Source organism: Vibrio ruber DSM 16370 (genome assembly GCF_900163965.1).
Lineage (GTDB): Bacteria > Pseudomonadota > Gammaproteobacteria > Enterobacterales > Vibrionaceae > Vibrio > Vibrio ruber.
In genome coordinates this window covers 50,284-71,829 of the sequence record NZ_FULE01000046.1, presented here as the reverse complement: position 1 = coordinate 71,829, position 21,546 = coordinate 50,284, and the positions used below count along the sequence as shown (strand labels likewise).

The window sequence follows — 21,546 nt, the reverse complement described above, 5'->3', positions numbered from 1 at the left end:
TCTTATGCATCCATTAACTTTCAAACTGACTCATCATTAATTCGGCAACTTCTTCATCCGTCATGGATTCAAGCATGCCAAGGGTACTAACTGACTCTGTATCGATCTGACTTTCTTCTTCGGTAACCTCATCTATGTCAGTAACATCTGACAGGCCAAATGACAGGCATTCATCCACTATGTACCCGGCAAGTCGCTTAATTGTCGGAAAATCAAAAATCAACGTGGAATGAAATGAGTACGCAAGTTGATTTTGAAGCATATTTTTAAACTCAACTGCCATCAGCGAATCCATACCGATATCAAACAGTTGCTTATCAATATCGATCATCTCAACCTGCTCAATTCCCATGACTTGAGCAACCATATCAACCAGATGTGTTGCTAGTACGCGGTGTCGATTATCTGCGGGGGTCTGCTCTAATACAGATAACAAGGGAGACGTTGTAGTTCTGGTTTGGAACTTTGACAAAGTCGAGCTATTTGTTAGCGGATGAGATTGTTCTTCTTTCTCTAGTCGTTGAACCCTCATGGCAGGTAATGCTTTTAGTAATGCAGGAAATTTGCAGTGCGAGGCGTAATGCGGCCAGTGGATATCAAGTGCCATAACCTGTGACGGCACACCTTTTAACTGACCATGAATTAATGCCTGCATAATTTCACAACCCTGTCTGACGGAAATAAATTTCATTCCGATTGATTTCAGGCGTTCCTGTTCAGCGGTATTCAAAGCAGAGGCCATACCTACGTCCTGCCATGGTCCCCAGTTAATACTCTGTGCAGGTAAATGATGCATACGACGATACGATGCCAATGTGTCTAAAAAGCCATTGGCAGCGGCATATGCGCCTTGACCATTTCCAGGTAAATAACTGGATGCTGAAGAAAATAAAACAAATAAATCAAGAGGTAATGATTGCGTTAAACGATGTAGATTCCAGGCACCGGCAACTTTCGGTGCTAAAACACCAGACAATCGCTCAGGCAGATAATTTTTGATCATACCATCGTCCAAAACCCCGGCAGTATGGATAACACCTTTGATCGGGTATCTGGAACCATGCTCGGAAAAAATTCTATCCATATCCTGGTAGTGGCTGACATCGGCGCACTCTACCTGAATATCAATTCCCTGATGACTCAGCTCGGAGATACGTTTCTCTTTTTCAGTTCCTGCTCTGTTCCTACCGAGTAACAGCAAATGTTTTGCACCTTGGCTGACAAGCCACTCGGTGACAGCAAACCCTAATCCACCCAAGCCACCGGTTACTACATACAAACCTTCAGGATCAATAGAGGCGGAAGTATGTCCATCTCCCCATTCTGGCTGATATGGCGCAATCCTTCGGGCATAAGTTTGCTCTCCCCTGAGCATCAAATGAGCTTCTTCATCCTGAGCCAGCAGCGTATGGAGAAACGGAGACTCCCGGCCTGACATCACTGACACCGAATCGATATCAACAAACCGAAAACGCCATTGAGAAAATTCACAAGCCATAACCTGTCCCAGATTCCACAAAGGAGCCTGAGCTAAATTCTGACAAGTCAAAGAAGCTGATTCTTCATGACAAAGCTCCTGAACCTGCCGGGTAATCAGCCATATCCGAGGCGGAAGAACAAAGTCAAAACGACTCAACGCCTGTACTGTTTCCATCCATAATCGACAAGTGTGGAAGACTTTGTCAGCAACATCTTCCTCGTTCGCTGATATATCAAGCCCCCATAAGTAACCCACCTGTTTTGGAACACCGCCTAAGTATTCCTGACATAAGGCTTCAAGAGCGTCGGCATCTGTATATACCACTGCTGGAGTATTGTTATCACCCCGCTTTTCCGGAAGCCGTTCTTTATAGACCAGCAACACTCGTTGCTGCAAATCTTCCAGATCCACAGCCATGGCTGCCCCTTGTCCATCCTGATCTGCAAAAATCAGCCATGTGTTCCCCGGTTCAGGAAGGTTTGGCGAGACATCAGTAGATAATTCGATATGCTGCAAGTCTTCACGATAAAGAAGATGCTGAATCTGAGCAGCCGTATGAGATGGATTGCGTGATACAACCTGAAAACCATCAATACAGGCAACTATCTCTCCGGATTCGGAAAACAGGCACAAATCTAACTCAATTGAATTCTGCCGAGCACGAATCAGACGGGCATGTCCCCACAAAGTTGCTGTCGGGTGAGACAACACACGAAAACGTTTTACGCCAACAGGTAAATGTGCTGATTTATCTCTTTCATTCTTGTCCAAAAAAGCAGCCAGTAGTTGAAAAGCACCATCTAAAAGAACAGGATGCAGAACATCTCCTCTGGACATTTCAACCGATACTGGCAACTCGATTTTTGCAAGAACCTGCTCCAGACCGCCCCAGAGCTGTCGCTGACATTGGAAACTCTCACCTAAACAGACACCAGAAGTAATATTGTAAACATCGACATCCAGCACCTGCTGACAAGAATCCTGTAGTGAACTTAAAACGTGATTGGACGGTGTATCTTTCTCGCTAACGAGAACAACTTTCCCCTGAACATGGCAAAGCCACGATTGTTCATCTGCCGCATCATTTCGACTGTAGATGCCAAACGTATAGCAACAATCATCTTTGGATTCAGACAAGGTTGTCTGCACAAGGCAACCATCATCAGCAAGATACAGCGGCTGCTGAAATTCAATATTCTCTAATTCAATAGAATCTTGGTTAAGCCCTGCCTTTCCTGCAATCATTCCCATTTCAAGCAGAGCAGCAGCAGGAACAATGACCCGGCCATCCAGCGAATGATCAGCTAGATAAGTAACTGAATGAACCGAAAGCCAGTTTTCAAACAAGCAAATGAACGATGAAACTGGCGGCAACAAGACTTTTCGTCCCAGAAGAGGATGTACTTCACCATCACCTCGTACTGATAATTTCGGCAGATTTTTCCAATAGGTCTGCCGCTGAAAAGCATAGGTAGGCAGCCAATGGAGGCGATGATAACCTTCCGACGGATAGATATCGTTCCAGCGCAGTATGACACCAGCCTGATACAACGAGGAAAGCAATACGCATCTGGCGTGGTCATCCTGCATATCGGGAAAAGCAGAAACACATGTCATTACTGATGAAAAAGAGAAAGGCGGAGTTGAGACTATCAGACAGGCATCATAACCAGAGGACTCAAGCCGAATCTGTAGTGATCGCTGATCCATATCACTAGCCATATCAAACTGTTCCAGCCAACCGGTTGCCGACGCCATATGCTGAGCAATGTTTTCTCCACTTGCCAGAGAAAGATAGTCACGACTCGGCATATGGTAAACCGCTTGTTCTACAGCCTGAGTGAAGGCCTTTCGTCCCTTATCCTGAGCAACGATCAAAGCAATGATATCTTCTGGCATCAAAATACCGGCTACACAGGCAGCAGCATAAGCTCCACTACCAACACCAGTGACTGTATGGATCGGTATTCCCCAGCTCTCCCATAATATTGCTGTTGCATAACCAAGGACAAAGCCTATAACCTGCCCGTGTAAAAGAGTACCGACAAAATCACCTGTAGCCGTCTCGGACCAGAGAATGTCGTATAAAGGGTAGTTCAGATGTGGGATAAGCAATTTGGAGCAGTAATCAATACATTGCCGAAAAACAGCATAATCATGGTACATACGCTTCACAACATCTGGCCGATAATGACCTGTCTCAGGAAAAAACATCACCAGTTCAGGCACATTAGCCGGGCGAAATTTATCCGGCGAAAAGTTTTCAACAATATGTTGTAACTGCGAAACTATTTCGTTCACCGAATGGCCAACTACGGATAATCTGTTTTCAAAATGTAACCGACCTGTATTTAACGAATAACAGATGTCGGCAAGAGACATCTCCGGCTGGTCACGTAAGTAACTGATATATCGCCGTATCTGATGATGTAATGAATCTGAAGTTTTAGCAGACAGGCAAAGCACATGATTTTGACCGCCATCCGGTTTGATATCATGTGTCGGTTTAATACAAAGTGATGACAATGGCGCTTCTTCAAGAATCACATGTGCATTCACACCACTAAAACCAAAGGAACTAACCCCAGCCAAACGCTTTCGGCTCCCCCGTTGCCAGACTGTCTGCTTCACTGCAACATCAATAACTCTGGAATCCCAAGCAATTTCAGGATTTGGTTGGTGAAAATGTAAATGCGCCGGAATATTCTCATGGTGCATCGACAACAAAACTTTAATGATGCCAGCAACACCAGCCGCAGCCTCTGTATGGGCAATATTCGTTTTTACAGAACCCACTTTTAACGGCTGTACATTTTGTCTTGTCTGACCGAATACAGCCTGAATCGCACTAATCTCTATCGGATCTCCCAATGGTGTTCCTGTCCCGTGAGCCTCGATATAATCGATCTCATCAGGCTCAACCTGTGCCTTTTCTAATGCTGTCTGAAGTAATGATTGTTGAGAGCGCCCGTTAGGTACGGTAAAACCACTTGTTGGCCCATCCTGATTAATCGCTGATCCCCGGATAATCCCCCAGATAGGATTGCCATCTTGCAGCGCACTGCTTAACCGCTTTAACACAATCAGGCCACATCCTTCTCCTCTGGCCATGCCATCGGCTGAAGCATCAAACGTTTTACACCGTCCGTCAGGGGACAACACTTTATTCTGGGACAACGCAATTGTATTAGCAGGGGAAATAATCAGATTAATTCCTCCGGCAATCGCCTGCTCACATTCTCCGGATCGAAGACTCTGACAGGCTTGGTGAATAGCAACCAGTGATGAAGAACATGCGGTATCTACTGCTATATTCGGCCCGATAAAACCAAAAACATAAGAGAGACGACCGACAGTAGCATTTGCAGCATTCCCGGTGAGCGAGTAAGCATCAATCTGCTTGTAATCATTAAGCATTAACGACGGTGAAGCATAGTCACCTGTACTGACACCGACAAAAACACCAGTTGCAGACGGGAGATTTCTCTCATGCAACAGTCCTGTATTCTCCAGAGCTTCCCAACAGACTTCCAGCAACAATCTCTGCTGTGGGTCCATCGATTGTGCTTCCCTTGGAGATATACCAAAAAAATACGGATCAAACTGATCAATCGCAGAGAAAAAACTTCCCCGGCAAACTGACATTTTTCCTTTAACATCCGGATCCGGATGATAGTCGCGGGATAAATCAAACCGCGTTTCCGGCATGTCTGTCGTCATATCTACGCCAGAGCGGAGCAAATCCCAGAATTGAGTAATATCATCAGCACCAGGGAAACGACATCCTAAGCCGACAACAGCAATCGGCTCTTTCAATGCTTCCACTTCTGCTGATAGTGTCTTTATTTGACGCAAAGCCCTAGCCATAACTGTCTTTTGTTTCTCTGCATCATTGATGTTGCCCATGATATAAATCCTTTTTTATATAATTATTTTCAGTCAGTCAGACTATCTTCCAATAGAGCCATCAGTTCATCTGACGATAAATCTTCGTAGTTATCCGATTCATTCTGTATCGCATTGATAGACTGTTGCCCTGAGACTGTCGGTGCCTGACTTTCCAGTTGAAGCAATGATGACAAAATAAACTCAGCCAGCCGGGAAACAGATGGATAATCAAACATCACTTGTGCTGCAATGCTGCCTTCCAGTTGACGAGACAATCGCTTCCGTAAATCGATAATTAGCAGGGAATCCATCCCCATATCAAAGAACCCTTGCTCTGGGTTTACAATATCTTCTGGTGGCAAGCCGAGAACATCCAGTATTTCCTTGCAAATGAATGTCGTCAGTCGAGGTAAACGTTCCTGAGGAGGAAGTTCAGCAAGGATCTGTTGCAAATTATCATCAGGCACTAACGCATTCGACGGTGAAGCGACTGACGTATCAGTGACAATATTGGTAAAAAGTGGGCGGGCTTTTCGTGACTGATACACCGCTTTAAATTTTTCCCAGTCAATATCAACAATGATCCCATGACTTATATCTTGTTCGATCAGAGAGAACATTTTATTTAACGACGCATCAGAGCGAAGTAAACGTGCTCCGGATTTCTCTGCCATTTCCTGTTCATGGTGACCCAGCGTGTCTTTCCATGGCCCCCAATAGACTGTTAACGCTGCAAGGTTCTGCTGTCGGCGGAATGCACCGAATGCTCCCAAGAAAGCGTTTGCAGCCGAATAATGAGCCTGTCCGGATGCTCCCCATACAGAGACCATCGATGAGTACAAAATGAAGAAATCCAAAGGCATCTCTTTCGTGAGTTCATGAAGATACCAAGCACCAGCAACTTTAGGCTGTAAGACTTCATCCAAGCGATTGATATCAAATCGTTGTGTTACTCCTCCGGAAATTCCGGCTGCATGAATAACACCTTTAATTTCTGGCATTGTCTGTTTCAGAGATGTAAATAACCGCGTCATCGATTCTCTGTCTGTAACATCCGTCTGACTAAGGTATATGTTGCATCCTTTTACCCGAAGTTCTTCCAGGGCAGCTTCTACCTGCTGTGACGGAGAATTTCGACCGACTAAAATCAGGTGTTTTGCACCTTGTTCAATCATCCAAGTCGCTGCACTCAAACCGAGCTTACCAAGACCGCCGGTGATCAGATAACTAGCTTCTGAGTCAAAAGAGAATTTCTGTGCTTGTTCTTCGGTATCAGATGTTAAAGAAGTGAGCCGGGCAACCATGCGTGAACGGCCACGAAAAGCCAATTGTTCTTCGCCATCGTTTGCCGTGATCTCTCGCCATAAGCATGATGCTTCAGCATCATTATTAATACCGTCTTCCCGGTGAGAATCTAAATCAATTAATCCACCCCAATAATCCGGGTACTCAACTGAAAGCGTTTTTCCTATCCCCCAAGCAAGTGATTGAGTAAATCCATCAGCGCCCTCATAACTAACTTGCTGAGCACCGCGGGTAACCACCCAAGCTTTACCGGAGGAGGTACTCTCTGCCATTGCGGAAAGTAATGTTTCAAGAGCATGAACACTCGCACAAGTTGTAGAGACTTGCTTCGTGAAAGCTCCCAGCGAATCATAATTTGTCAATAAATCCAGATTCCACAGATGGACGACATAAGTAATCCGGGAAACAGGAACATGCTGGCTCAACATGTCGTAATGCTGCGCTACCGATGGATTGAGTATGAAGTGACCGTCATCGGTCTTCACAAAGTCATCCCCTTGCGTAACACGGGTCACCTGATCACCACGAGCTGTCAACAATCTCATCATAGATTCACCGACACCCTGATGATCAGCAAAAATCAGCCAATGAGCCGACGGAACCACTTCAATATCCGGCTCCCGGGAAGTAACAATCAAAGCTTCGGCACTGGCTTCGTCAAGCTGGTAAACGTGTGTATTCGTCAGGTGATTATCTTGCAACAGACATTGCCATTGTTTACCCGATAAAAGAGGATAATCCGGGCGTAAATCTATATCAGTGAAATGCCACCATCCGTCGGTCAGGCCAAAACTAAGATCGCCCCAGCGCTGAGGCTTAATCACCTCACGCATTACGAGAATTCCCCCTGGCTTCAAAAGCCGGTGGACCTGAGCCATAGTCAAATGCATCTCTCGTGTAGCATGTAACACGTTAGAAGCAATGATCATGTCATACTGGTGTTCGGAAAAACCCTGCTCGGCCAGATCACTTTCAATATTTAGTGTCTGATAACTGACAAAATCATAGGCACTGAAACGCTCTTTAGCATTTTCAACAAACAACGGCGAGATATCAGTAAAATCATAATGTACCGAATGTTTCTGTAAAGAAGGCAGAAGAGCTGCCGTTGTACCACCGGTTCCGGCACCAATTTCCAGAATACTGGCTTCCTGATCAAGAGGAAATGTATCTAAAACACGAATGACTGTTTGAGTCACCAATTGGTTCATTCTCTGAGCTAACGGTGTATGCTCATAAACTTGGTTGACATCGGTAACATCCCCATCGGGAAATAACACATCCAAAGGCTCAGCAGCGCCTATCAGCACTTGATCCAATACCGGACCGCAACGGTGCAGGATGTTCAGCTCAGCAATCACCGAATCCAACACCCGATTCGTAATCACTTCTTCATCGTCTTCCGGCAAAGACACCACATGCCAAAGATGCGACTCACTCTGAACCAGAAAACCCACTTCAGTTAGCATTGCAAGAATACGGGCCATAAGCCGTTGGTATTTAGGAATAACACCCAATTTTTGGACACATTGCTCTGTTGTAAACGATTCTCCTGCCTGCCACCCCCATCCCAGCTTCAGCAGTGCTTTCAGAACATATACGATACTCATAGATTCAACAGACTTAAGCTGCTCAAAATAACTTTCGATACTTGTTTTATTCTGAGACTTATCCTGATGTATGACCTCTGCCATCAGTTCTTCAATACTGGGTAAATATTCCAACCGGGCCCGTACAAAACTGCGGGGCTTGTATTGCCACTGAACATTATAAAGAGGCAGTTGATCCTCTATAACGGTATTGTTTTGCAGCAAATGTTTCGGAACAATCCGAATTTTAACCCCCAGAACAGAAGCAACGGCCTGTTGCTCTGAATCCATGATCAGAATATCGGCCACACGTAAACCCGAAGAAGTACTTACCCCGGTTCTTATACGGACTGCACAATTTAATTTACTCACTTTCCCCGAATGGTAATGCATCGATTCAAATCCCTGAAAGAGGAAAGTTTCATCAGCATTCCCCCCCAAATCCAATGCACTCAGTGTCTGAAAACAAGCATCAATGAGTGCGGGGTGGAGAGAATACTGTTCTATTTGTGATTGCATATGTTCAGGTAGTTCAACTGTCGCGAACGCTTCATCTGCAGACCGTCGGACTGTTTGTAATAACCGGAAGGAGTGACCAAATTCAATACCTTGCTGTTTTAGAATATCATACAGCTCACTAACACTAACCTCTTCCGTACATCGTTGAGATAATCCGGTAAATCCGGCATCAGCTATACGATTGTTTTCATCAGCAATAACCTGACATTCCGCATGTAGCAGAGCACTGGCTCCGATACGGCGACTTCCCAGCTCGAAAGAAAATACTTTTGCCGTATATCCTTCATTTGTTTTAACCAAGGAAACCTGCAGGGTTACAACCCCGTCTCTTGGTAATTGAAGTGGTTGATAAATACTTAGCTGAAGAAGACTCAAAGATGTGCTGCCAGTCACCTGAACCGATGCCTCTAAGATCATCTCTATCATTGCACTGGCCGGCATAAAGACCTGACCATGAAGGACATGATCGGATAGAAAATCCGGCATATCCGCTGAAACCTGAGATTCAAACAAGAAAGTGTCTTTCTCAAGCAACGGAGAAGAGAATGGACGCCCCAACAGTGGATGTAAAGGTGAAGAATGCGAAGATGAATCTATCGGTTCCGGAAGAACGGATTTTGCTTTGATGTCAGCTTCAACCCAATACCTTTGTCTCTGGAAAGGATAAGTCGGCAAATGAACACGTTGCAATTGGTTTTCAGCATATACAGAACACCAGTGGATATTTATTCCCAATGTATACAGACGAGTCAGTACTTCAAGCAGATGATGTTCCTGATATCGAAATGCAATTGAAGTCAGCCAATGAACACCATCAGGAACACATCGCTGTGCAAGTTTATTTAAAATATCCACAGGCCCGATTTCAAGACAAAGCTGTGTTCCTTCTCGATGGAGTGTATGTACCGCCATTTCAAACTGTACACATTGTTCGATCTGATTAACCCAATACTGTTTATCGCAAAAGAGCTCTCTCTCACTTTGCCCGGTAACAGTAGATATCATCTTTAATTGGGGGGAGTGAAATGTCACCGTACTGATGACTCGCTCAAATTCGCTCAACATCGGCTGCATTAGGGTGGAGTGGAAAGCTCTGGAAACGTCTAAAGGACGGTAGTCAACGGCATGTTCATGCAAAATATTTATAAAATCGTCAATACATTCAGCTGTACCTGAAATCGTAACATGTTCCGGACCATTGATTGCGGCGATGGACAATGTATGCTCAAACTGAGCCAATAGTTTCTGTACTAATACCTCCGATGTAAAAACCGCCAGCATTTTGCCAGATAGGGTCAGTTCTTCCATCAGTTGCCCTCGGGCAACAAGCATCTTAATTGCATCATCAAGCGAGAAAATGCCGGCAATACAGGCCGCAGCATATTCTCCGATACTGTGTCCAAGGACACAGGCAGGTAAACCGGTCCATGTTCGCCAAAGTTGTGCCAACGCATATTCAAAGGCAAATATAGCAGGCTGAGTATACTGAGTCTGGGAAAGAAGCGTACTCTGTTCTCCCCACAAAACAGAGGTAAGTGGGACACTCCAGTATACTTCCAGTAGAGAAGCGCATTGATCAATGGCTTTTCTGAAAACGGAATATTGCCGGTAAAGTTGTTCCCCCATCCCCGGGTACTGTGCCCCCTGTCCGGTAAAAGACCAAGCCATCACTCCAGAGGGTGCCCATATCGGCTGACTTTTTTTCTTCAGAAAGTCACACAATCCGATTTCCAGTTCACGATGATTTCTGGCAGTAAAACCAGCCCGACATTGATAGTGATTTCTGCCTACAGAAGCCGTATAACAAAGATCAGCCAAACAAACTTCCGGAGAGTTCTGCAAAAAATTGTGATAAGACCGAACAAGATCACGCAATGCATCGGGAGTTTTTGCAGACAAACACAGAGGATAGATGTCCTCTTTAGTCTCTACGTGCATTTCATTTCTCAGAGGAAGCTTAGCCTGCTCCAGAATTAAATGAGCGTTCGTTCCACCGAAGCCGAAAGCACTCACAGCTGCACGTCTGACATTATTGCTAATCCACGGCTGACACCGGGTGTTGACATAAAAAGGAGAATTATCAAAGTCAATTTGAGGATTTGGCCGCTCAAAATTCAGGCTGGGAAATAATTGCTGACGATAAAGTGAGCCTACCGCTTTAATGAAACCTGCCACACCGGCAGCAACATCTAAATGCCCCAGATTAGTTTTCACCGAACTAATAGCACAATAGTTTTTTTTCGTAGAATCCTGAGTATAAACATCACTTAGTGCTGAAATCTCAATGGGATCACCCAAAGCGGTACCCGTGCCATGCGCTTCGACATAACCTATTGTCTCCGCCGATACATTAGCAATAGCTAATGCTTCAGCAATTACTGCTGATTGCCCAGCCTGACTCGGTGCCGTAAAAGACATTTTGTCTCCACCGTCATTATTGACGGCAGAACCACGAATAACTGCATAGATAGGATCTTTATCAGCAAGTGCATCTTCCAGTCGTTTCAGCAAAACGACCCCAACCCCATTTCCAGGAGCAGGTCCCTGGGCATCAGCATCAAATGCCCGAATCTGTCCGTCTGGAGAAAATATGCCGCCTTCTACATATCGATAACCAACACCATGGGGAACAATAATCTTCGCCCCACCAGCCAGAGCCATATCACACTCATAGGATAATAGTGCCCGACATGCCATATGTATCGCAACAAGAGAACTAGAACAAGCCGTATTGAGACTAACACTCGGTCCCGTCAGATTAAGCTGGTGAGAAATCATCGTGGCTGCATAATCTTTATCATTCCCGACCAGTAATTTTAAATATTCGATCGAATCCGATCGGACAAAATCACTGTGTAGATTATTGATGAAATATGTATTCAGTCCAACACTGGCATAAACAGCTACCGGGCAACCCTCCGGTTCAGAGGCATAACCGGCATCTTCCATTGCCTCATATGCACACTCCAATAATAGTCTTTGCTGCGGATCAGTTACCCGAACATCAGAAGGCGGCATTTTGAAAAACTGAGCATCAAAAAACTCGACACCATTAAGAACCCCTGATGTTCTTACATAGTTTTCATCAAATCTTTCGGCTTTTGTAACACCTTTATTTTGTAAATAGTCCTCAGATAACTCTCCCATTCCACTCAAACCGGCAGCCATGTTATCCCAAAACTGCTGAGGACTATCTGCACCGGGGAAACGACAACCAATTCCAATAACAGCAATACTATGTAACTCTTCCGGTGTTAATTCTTTCATAGTTCGTAATTCTCCAACCGACTTTTTCTGCGGGAACGGGCATTGGTGGATGACTGTCGAGCTTTACTGGCACGAGATTTCGCAACTGATAAATCAAGATTCTTAGAATCTTTCGATACAATAAAGTCAGCAAGTTTACGGATAGATGTGTATTTAAAGAGATCTGAAGTAGACAGTTCACATGACAGCGACTGTTTCAGTTTGCGGTAAAATGCTACAACATCCACAGAAGTCGCACCAAGCGAGAAAAAGCTACTTTCTAAATCAACAGAAGGAACCGATAAAATATCTTGCAGTCCACTCGCCAAGGTTGCTTCTAAATCTGACACAGGCACTGAAGATTGTGAGTTCTGTCTTTGTTCATAAGCTTCACAGGCCAATTTTTCCAAAGCATTCCGGTCAACTTTACCGTTAGATGTCAACGGCATTTTCGAAACCACAACAATGGCTGAAGGCACCATATATTCCGGTAATTTTTTCTCTAATACTTCAGATATTATCTGACTTGTGAGCTCTTTTTCCCCTTCTTTCTGGACAATCGCAGCGAGTTGGCGACTCCCCTTCCGAGGTTCAATCACAATAACCACAGCATCCTGAGCAGATTCACATTCTTTTAGAACACTCTCGATTTCTCCCAGCTCGATTCGGTATCCCTGAATTTTGACCTGATAATCTTCTCGTCCCTGAAAAAGAATATTTCCGTCAGGCAAATAACAACCTCGGTCACCGGTCCGATACAGGCGTTCTTTCGTGTCTGGGTGAAGAATAAAACTTTCCCGACTCTTTTCCTGATTTTTCCAGTATCCCCGGGCAAGACCAATACCACCGATATACAAGTCCCCGGTTACAAAATCCGGCTTTTCAGCCAGCTGATGATCCAAGACATGATAGGTCTGATTAAGCAAGGGCTGTCCATATGGAATACTTTTCCACTGAGGATCCACATTCCGTATAGGATAGTGTATTGACCAGATTGAGGCTTCTGTCGCCCCACCCAGACTATTAACCTCAATTTTCCGCCCCAACGTCCAGATGCGTTCCGGCAAACTTACAGGAATCCAATCCCCACTCATCAGAACAATACGAAGTGATTCAGGAAGACATCCATGACATTCTTCAGCATAATCAACAAGCATTTGCATCAATGCCGGAACCGTATTCCATACACTGACCCGCTCCCGTTCGATTAGATCAAACCAATGTTCCGGATCACGTAGTTTATCCGCATCAGGTACGATAACTGTGCCACCAGCAGCCAGTACACCAAAGACATCATAGACAGATAAATCAAAACTAAGCGAGGAGATTGCAAGCGTACGATCATTGTTTGTTACACGATAGCGCTGATTAATATCTAACACCGTATTCGTAACCCCGAGATGATCGATCATGACTCCTTTAGGCTGACCTGTAGATCCCGATGTAAAGATGACATATGCCAGATCATTCCATGACTGTACAACAGGCAATTTATCACTTCCTGAAGCGTCAGATTTCATATCATCGTTAATACGAACAACTCGAACAGATTCAGGCCACCGTAATGAATATTCAAATTCTTCCTGTGTGAGCACGATACTTACATCTGCATTTTCCAGCAAGTAATGTTGCCTTTCCTCTGGTAATGAAGCATCTATGGGCAAATATGCACCACCTGACTTTAAGATCCCCAGAATTGCAACTATCTGCTCCCAGCCTTTTTTCATAACGACTGCAACCAGCTGGTTTGGCTGGATACCATGCAATCTCAATAGATGACCGATATGGTTACTAAGATGAAATACCTCCTGATAACTGAATCGTTTTCCACCACCTATCAGAGCGATACTTTCCGGCTGACTTTCCGCCTGAGCATCAAACAACTCATGCAGCATATGAGTAGGAAATGACGTTGCGGTGTTGTTACTCTGCTGACGGACAGCCATTTGTTTTTCGGGTAAACGACAGCTTGACTGAGGCAACCAATGCCATGCTTCACTCATCGTGCCCAACTGACACAAAAGTTGATAATGAGCATCAAACATATCCTCAATCATACCTTCAGGGAAAAGACCGTCCGTAACAACCCAGCTAACATGAACGCAGTCTTCTTCTTGGGTCACTAAATAATCCAGCCAGACCTGAGGCGTTTGATTGGCAACATAGACCGGCTCCCCTAATACGGATTTCATACGTTTGCTAAGCGTCTTATCCCATGAGCTCAGCCCCGTGGGGAAACATGTAAAAACAACCGGCATCAGATTATCTGAGATATGAGACTGTTGCTGAAAAATTTCCCTTAATATCTCAACACCGGAAACATCAGTATGTGCCATCGCTTCAGCAAGTCGGTACTGAATATCTTTTACCTTTTCAACAAAAGTCATTTCAGTTGAGTAATCAACTTCCACAGGAACAAATGTCGAAAACAACCCGGCAACATCATGTATCTGATCATGTACAGATGGGCGATTCAAAACGGGCACATTGATGGTAAAGCGAGGAGAATGACTCCATCGTTCCAATATTGTCGTATAAGCAGTCAACCAGACAGCTGCGGAGGTTAAACCATATTCCTGTGATTGAGACTCAATACTATTCAACAGATCAACCGCAAGATTCCGGTGAAGAATTCGGGTCTGATGTTGTGTCAATTGATTCGGCTGTTTTGCCAATGGTAAATCAGGGGCCGGCGCTAACGTCTTTATCTTTTCTCGCCAATAGTTCAATGACTGTTGTTGTCCCTGAACCTGACGTCGGTTTTCTTGCCATTGGACATAATCACGAAATGAAAACGCAAACGGCTCCAATACATCGTTATCCGCTGGTTGCTGATATTGAACCAGTAAATCATGCAAGATAATCTGAAAGCTTCTCGTGTCTAAAAATTGTCCATCGATACTAATATGTAGTCTTTGTTTTTCCGGAGAAAGTACCGAGAGTCTAACATCAAACATTGGCCATTTTTTTAGATCAATAATCTGATGAGACATTTCTTCCCTAATTTCAGATAAGCATTTATCAACTTGAACATCTTGTAGATGTGAATAATCCACTATCGGTATTTCCCATGTCGGTACATGTTCAAGAACACACTGCTGATCATCTTCAACAATCACTGTTCGTAGTGCTTCATGACGACGGATAACCGAATTACATGCTTGATTAAAGCGGGAAACATCTAATGAGCTGCATTCAATTTCAACATACCAGTGTAATGACACTCCTCCCAGAGAAAATACATTTTGCCGTCCGACAAAATATGCTTGCTGCATATCTGTTAATGGAAATGCCTTGTAGCGATCTTGTTCAGCGCCTGAAAGTAACATGTTCTCATAAAGGTTTTCCTGAATTTCAAGCGTCGCAATCCACTCTGAAAATTCTCTGATTGTCGGATAATCAAATAATTGATTCAACATCAAGGGATGTCCGGTAAAAGCACTCAACCGCTCAATGAGCTTCATTGCTAAAAGTGAGTTTCCACCTAACTCAAAAAATGTACTACATACACTAACATCTTCTATTTGTAATATTCTTTGCCAAATCTCTGCAATTTTGAATTCAAGGTCATTCGCAGGTTTAACATATTCTTTTTGTTCTGCCCGGTAGAGTGCTAATGCACGATAATCAATTTCCTTCGAGTCAGTCAGTGGAAATTCATCTAATTCAATAAAGCCAGCAATACCATAGTCGGTTTTATATTGTTTTATCAGTTTGTCAGGCAATGGAACGCCCTGATCACGTAAAACATAATACCCATACCAACTCTCAGAAGAAACCGGATACTGATCCAGACGAGCAGAAATATTTCTATTCTCTTTATCAAGGCCAATGACAATCCGCCCCGGACCAGTTTGCAATGCTGCTTCCATAGCAAATAAAGCCTGACGTGGGGGGATCAAGAAATAACCTTTCGCAAGAAATAAATCCTTAAACTTATAGCCAGTATTCATACCAACATTGTTCCACATGCTCCAGTCAAAGCAGTAGGCCCTCACAGATGTACAACTATTTTGGTAATGAGTGAAGCTTCCCAGAAAAGCGTTACCCGCTGCATATGTTCCAACGTCTATACCTCCAAACAGACCAATAACTGAAGACATATACAAGCAGAATGTATTTTCCCGAGCACTTAATATTTGGTGTAAAACCCAAGCCCCCTGAACTTTTGGAGCCATGTCCAATAGCGCAGATTCAATCTTTTCATTGGCAATTTTTCTTTCTGAATAATGACCAGCAAGATGAATAGCACCATTCAATGATTGTCCCCATCTAGACTCTGTTTTTTCTACTGCCGCTCTGATTGCTTCAAGATTACAAACATCTGCACTTTCGTACAGTACATCACCCTGCAAACTTTGTAGCATTTTCAATTTCTCTGACTTATCTGACGATAAGTCACGACCAATCAAAAGCAAGCGAGCTTGGTAATGTTGCAACAAATGTCTGGCAACCAAGAAACCGATTCCTCCCAAACCTCCGGTAAGCACATAACATCCATGCTGCTGGAAAGGAGAGGAAAATAGTTCGGTTTCTTGTTGTGGGAAAAGAACTTTTGACAACAGTGGAACCCATCGCTTTCCATGTCTATAAGCTACTTCAGTCGCTGATGAAATTATTCTTAATTCTTGAGCTAAGACGGTAGAATCAATCCGTTCCAATGATGAACGAGGTTCAAGGTCAACATAACGACATGATATACATGGATTTTCATGAGATAGTGTTCTAAGATATCCCGGTAACGCCCCTAACCGCCAGTCAACAGTATCATCTGGAAGGACAGAATACATCTGACTGCCAACAACCATAAGATGGATCTGCTCATCTTCTCTTGTCACTTTGCCCAGTGTATTGGCCAAAGATAAAAGATGAAAAATAGTCTGAAGATTACCTGAAAAATTCAAATGCTCATCAACAACATTATTCAGCCTATAATTCCACAGACAAATAACAGAAGATGGAAATTGATTCTTTTGCCTGAGTGTCTGAAATAAAGATTCTATCTGACAGGGAGCCTGAGGATCTAATGTATAATGCACCTCAGAGACCATATTATATTGATCCCCGGGCTCAACGATTATTGATACAATACCTGATTTTCTTAGCTGATAAGATAGTTCATCACCTAAACCATAAGTGTCAGTAAAAATAACGACTGGCTGAGTATCGCTATCTGATATCACCGAGCAATCATTTCGAGTACTCCATGTCTGACTGAAAAAATAATCTGGAATAGTATTGGCATTATTGCTATATAAATCAATTTCTTTAAGCAAGAGATCAAATTTCCCTTGGATGAATTGATTACAAATCATCGTCCGTTGAATTTTACCACTAGTTGTTCTAGGAAAATGATCTTTAGCCATTGGGATAATAAATTCTGGGCTTAATCCAATCTGACGAGCCAAACAGCTACGAATTTCATCAATAATAGGGCATAGTATAGAAAAATCGTCCAAAACAGATTCATCAGATAGGACAAAACAAATAATTAACGAATGTGTTTCTGTCTGGGAATTTCTTGCTCCAAAAGATGCAACATAACCAGATAAGACACCAGAAACAGAAGACACAATATCTTCAATATCATAGCAATAATAATTTGCACCATTAACGATTACTTGTTCTTTCTTACGGCCAGTTAATACTAAGTTTTTATCTTTAATAAAACCCAAGTCTCCGGAATTAAACCAACCATCACCGACAAGTGCTTCTGTATTAGCCACATCATTTCGAATATAACCGCTAGTTACGACTGCCCCTCGAATATGTAAATTTCCGATAACCCCTTCTGGAAGCGTCTCATTATTTTCATCTGCAATACGTATCTCAACTCCAGGAACTGGCTTCCCTAAAGAAACAAAGGAAAAATGTTCTTCTCCAGATCCTGAGTATGCATGCAGTATATGTGGGAACAGCTTATCCGGTTGAACCTGATATATTCCTGTATCAACATCAAAATTATTTTGATAGGTAATACAAGTTGATGATTCTGCCATACCAAAAGCTGGTTGCATCGAGTGGGGTTTAACTCCAAATGGTGTAACAGCGTCAATAAATGCTTTAATAACAGAGAGCGTAGCCTGCTCCCCTGCATTCATAAAATACTGAATAGAAGAAAGATCCCAATGTTTCGATGTTCCTTCGGATAATTTCTCACTCACTAAACGAAAACCGAAATTGGGAGCCCAAGTATGTGTCACTCGATATGTATCAATCAAATCAAGCCATCTTAAAGGATTAGATAAAATATATCCGGTATCAACATGCAGTTGCTCACAACCTAGATATACATCTTTTAAATGGCAGGTTAGCAAAGGAACTACATGATCCATAGGTAACCAATTCAACGTGATATTTTTATCACAGACTCCATTATAGATCTGCTCACCCTGAGCATGGCTAATAATTGATCGACTTGTCTCTGGAATACACTTAGACATACCAGTGCTTCCCGAACTAAGCTGCAAAAAAACAATATCTCTTGGTGTTCTTTCAGCATATACATCAGAACTGCCATTTTTAATCAGATTGTCACTTGAAAAAACACGTAGCCCTTCCATTGCCATCATTAATGATAGATCTGCTACCTCTGTATAATAGTCAGGAGTGGTTATAACAACAGGTTTATCTAACAGGCTCCAAATATTAAATAGCTTCTTTACAACATTTTGATCCGGATGATAGACCGGAGGAACTGCAACAGTAATAGGGTGAACACCAGCTAAAATACATCCCCATAATACCGGGAAGTAAGTATCAAGTTTCTTTATCTGAAGAATGACTATATCACCGGATTTGATCCCAGATGATGAAAGACCTGCTAAAACTTTTTGAGCCTCAGCTAACAACATTTGATAAGTTAATCTTACTACCTGACCAGATTCATCAATACATGTGATAGCACGATTTGGATACATTTTTGCTGTAGTGAGTAAAGCTTCACTCATTGTACGAGCTGAGTGGTTAAATTCCGGCAAATCCCCTCCACAACTAATTGCTTTAGGTCTTTCCCGAACAATATTCTTATAGTACTCACTCGAATCAGTATCAGTATACTCTGCAGAATCTATCTGAATATTATCATAATCATTAGATAAGTACTGGTGTAAAAAAAGATCAGACAAGTGTAATCGACGACTTGGATTGACATGCTCTTTTAGTACGAATCGTATATCAGCAATTTCAGAAGATGGTAGTATATTGATACTTTCTATATCTGAAATTTCATTACCCAATATAGATTGGGAAAGCAATTTATCAAAATCAACACTTCCATCAACAACAGGAATGTTTGAGACAAAATATATATCCCACATTGTATTTTCAAAACCATCAATACGATAAAGATCTGATAATATTTTTTCTCGACAAACAAGTGTAGAATGACCATTATCTAGAACAATATATATTTTTATTATATTATTCGATGACAATTCATTTCTGTAAAAAATAGCTTCATCTAGAACAAATCGATGCTTTCGAATAGATAGCATCATCCTCTCTTGAAAAGAAGAATTCATTATACTTTATCCTTTGATGGTGATAAATCACCTAGTCTGACTTTGAAATTTATTATTATATAAATTATCTTTATGTGATTAAAATACACAAAAGATAATTGTTCAATTTTTATTAAAATTTATGCTAATACACGCAAACATAAATAGTCAATAGGAAAGATACTCATTGCGATTAATAATATTTTAGTCAATTTATTTAATAACAATTTTGTTGCTAACAATTAGAAATTTTCCATTTACACTGAAATAAACAAAGAATGAGCTAGCGTACAGCCTTAATCGACTCATTAGTCACACCTTTCTTCCATTGCCACGCTTTAAACACTTGTTGTTGTTGACTCCGGTCATTCAGTCCGGAATTTAAACATGATGCAGCCAGCTTTGTTGTCGAGCCGGGTTACAGTTGTTCAGAAGTTGGAAGAGCTGTTTATGTCCATGAAAATACTATTTATTCGAAAGTGGGTTCAGCAGCTAGAAGCGGAACGTGGGGGCTACACTCCTACGTCAAAAGCCCTAACTCCCGAGCAACAACGAATACAATAAATTATGAGTCAATAAATATCATGAATATTAGTTTTGCAGAACCAGAACGGTTAAAAGAAATCTTTGACGGCGAAAATCGCGAAGAGTGGCAAAGAACCAGCCATCTCATTCTGGTTCCTATACTCACAACAAAAACCAATCGTGCAGCCCGATGTGATTGAAAGTGAACGTGTTGATGGTGAATGAACAGCCCCTTTATGAAGTTGTCATAAACAGACATCACTAGGGGCTGTAGTAATTTCAAGATATAGCTGTAATTATCACTTTATGGTTGTTTCAACACCAATCAACAAGCTGTTTCACGACTCCTTGCCAAACACGTTATTCTCTTGTTCCCGAACGCGGATAAATGTGGTGCGCTTGGTGAGTTCTTTCAGGTTGGCGGCACCGACGTAGGTACAGGTGGAGCGCACGCCACCGAGAATATCCTGAATGGTATCTTCAACACTGCCCCGGTAAGGGAGTAACACGGTTTTGCCTTCTGCAGCGCGATACTGCGCAACGCCTCCGGCATATTTGTCCATCGCACTTTTCGAGGACATCCCGTAAAATTTTACATAACTTTCCCCGTCTTTGACGACAATGTCGCCACCGGATTCTTTGTGTCCGGCCAGCATGCCGCCGAGCATCACGAAATCAGCACCGCCACCGAATGCTTTTGACACATCTCCCGGGCAGGTACAGCCACCGTCACCGATAATCTGACCACCTAAACCGTGAGCAGCATCAGCACATTCAATAATGGCCGACAATTGCGGATAACCGACACCGGTCTTGACCCGGGTGGTACAGACTGAACCGGGGCCGATACCGACTTTGACGATATCTGCTCCGGCAAGGATCAGTTCTTCAGTCATATCACCGGTCACAACATTTCCGGCGACAATAACTTTGTCCGGTAAGGCGCTGCGAACCCGTTCCACAAACTCGACCAAGTGCTCCGAATAGCCGTTGGCAATATCGATGCAAACAAACATCAAGTCGTCACTCAAGGCAAGAGTGTCCTGCATTTTGGTAAAATCAGCATCAGATGTCCCGGTAGAGACCATCACATGCTTGAGCGTCTCGGCATCCGCAGCCTGCACAAATGCTTGCCACTCTTGTAACGAGTAGTGCTTGTGAATCGCCGTGATGACATCATATTTCGCCAAAGCCTCAGCCATGCCGAAACTACCGACTGAGTCCATATTGGCAGCAATGACGGGCACGCCACACCATTGACGCCCACTATGCTTGAAGGTAAACTCGCGGGTTAAATTAACTTGGGAACGACTTTTCAGAGTAGAACGTTTCGGCCGAAACAATACATCTTTAAAGCCCAATTTTAATTCTTGTTCGATACGCATTTATCTTTTCCTTAATTGATTCACCTTGTGCCTCAATTTCGCAGTGCGACGAATCTGACGTTGGCAGACGCCAGTTTCTCTGATTATCGGACACAAAAAAACCGGAG

At 43.1% G+C, this 21,546-nt stretch carries 5 protein-coding genes and 1 pseudogene; 2 read left to right on the top strand and 4 right to left on the bottom strand.

Going from position 1 to position 21,546, the window contains the following annotated elements; all coding sequences use genetic code 11:
- Positions 1-13: 13 nt before the first annotated feature.
- From VR7878_RS16190 to VR7878_RS16180, 3 genes are read right to left on the bottom strand one after another with little or no spacing between them, the layout of a single operon-like run.
- Positions 14-5,386 (bottom strand): type I polyketide synthase, encoded by a 5,373-nt coding sequence (locus VR7878_RS16190; protein ID WP_077337082.1) that lies wholly within the window; start codon positions 5,384-5,386, stop codon positions 14-16.
- A gap of 29 nt (positions 5,387-5,415) precedes the next feature.
- Positions 5,416-12,048, bottom strand: a complete 6,633-nt coding sequence (locus tag VR7878_RS16185) for a type I polyketide synthase (protein WP_077337081.1) — start codon at positions 12,046-12,048, stop codon at positions 5,416-5,418.
- Entirely contained in the window at positions 12,045-19,550 is a 7,506-nt protein-coding gene (locus VR7878_RS16180; RefSeq protein ID WP_077337080.1) for a non-ribosomal peptide synthetase, read from the bottom strand. The genes VR7878_RS16185 and VR7878_RS16180 overlap by 4 nt, the downstream gene beginning before the upstream one ends.
- Before the next feature lie 341 nt (positions 19,551-19,891).
- Here VR7878_RS16180 and VR7878_RS21415 point away from each other — a divergent pair.
- Together VR7878_RS21415 and VR7878_RS21115 are read left to right on the top strand one after the other, a co-directional pair.
- Positions 19,892-20,090 (top strand): annotated as a pseudogene (locus tag VR7878_RS21415) (transposase); the annotation flags it as partial.
- Between the two features lie 23 nt (positions 20,091-20,113).
- Positions 20,114-20,254 carry a hypothetical protein gene (locus VR7878_RS21115; protein ID WP_159440485.1) on the top strand — a complete coding sequence of 47 codons (141 nt, stop codon included), beginning with the start codon at positions 20,114-20,116 and terminating at the stop codon, positions 20,252-20,254.
- A 138-nt stretch (positions 20,255-20,392) separates the two neighbouring features.
- On the opposite strand, the gene VR7878_RS16170 is transcribed toward VR7878_RS21115, so the two are convergent.
- The gene (locus tag VR7878_RS16170; protein ID WP_077337079.1) at positions 20,393-21,439 is read right to left on the bottom strand and encodes a GMP reductase; all 1,047 of its coding nucleotides are present in this window, start codon (positions 21,437-21,439) and stop codon (positions 20,393-20,395) included.
- Positions 21,440-21,546: the final 107 nt, after the last annotated feature.

What these genes read in the sequence shown, in the direction of transcription:
- VR7878_RS16190 (WP_077337082.1), bottom strand. Translation starts at nt 5,386, where the DNA reads ATGGGCAACATCAATGATGCAGAGAAACAAAAGACAGTTATGGCTAGG.
- VR7878_RS16185 (WP_077337081.1), bottom strand. Translation starts at nt 12,048, where the DNA reads ATGAAAGAATTAACACCGGAAGAGTTACATAGTATTGCTGTTATTGGA.
- VR7878_RS16180 (WP_077337080.1), bottom strand. Translation starts at nt 19,550, where the DNA reads ATGAATTCTTCTTTTCAAGAGAGGATGATGCTATCTATTCGAAAGCAT.
- VR7878_RS21115 (WP_159440485.1), top strand. Translation starts at nt 20,114, where the DNA reads ATGAATATTAGTTTTGCAGAACCAGAACGGTTAAAAGAAATCTTTGAC.
- VR7878_RS16170 (WP_077337079.1), bottom strand. Translation starts at nt 21,439, where the DNA reads ATGCGTATCGAACAAGAATTAAAATTGGGCTTTAAAGATGTATTGTTT.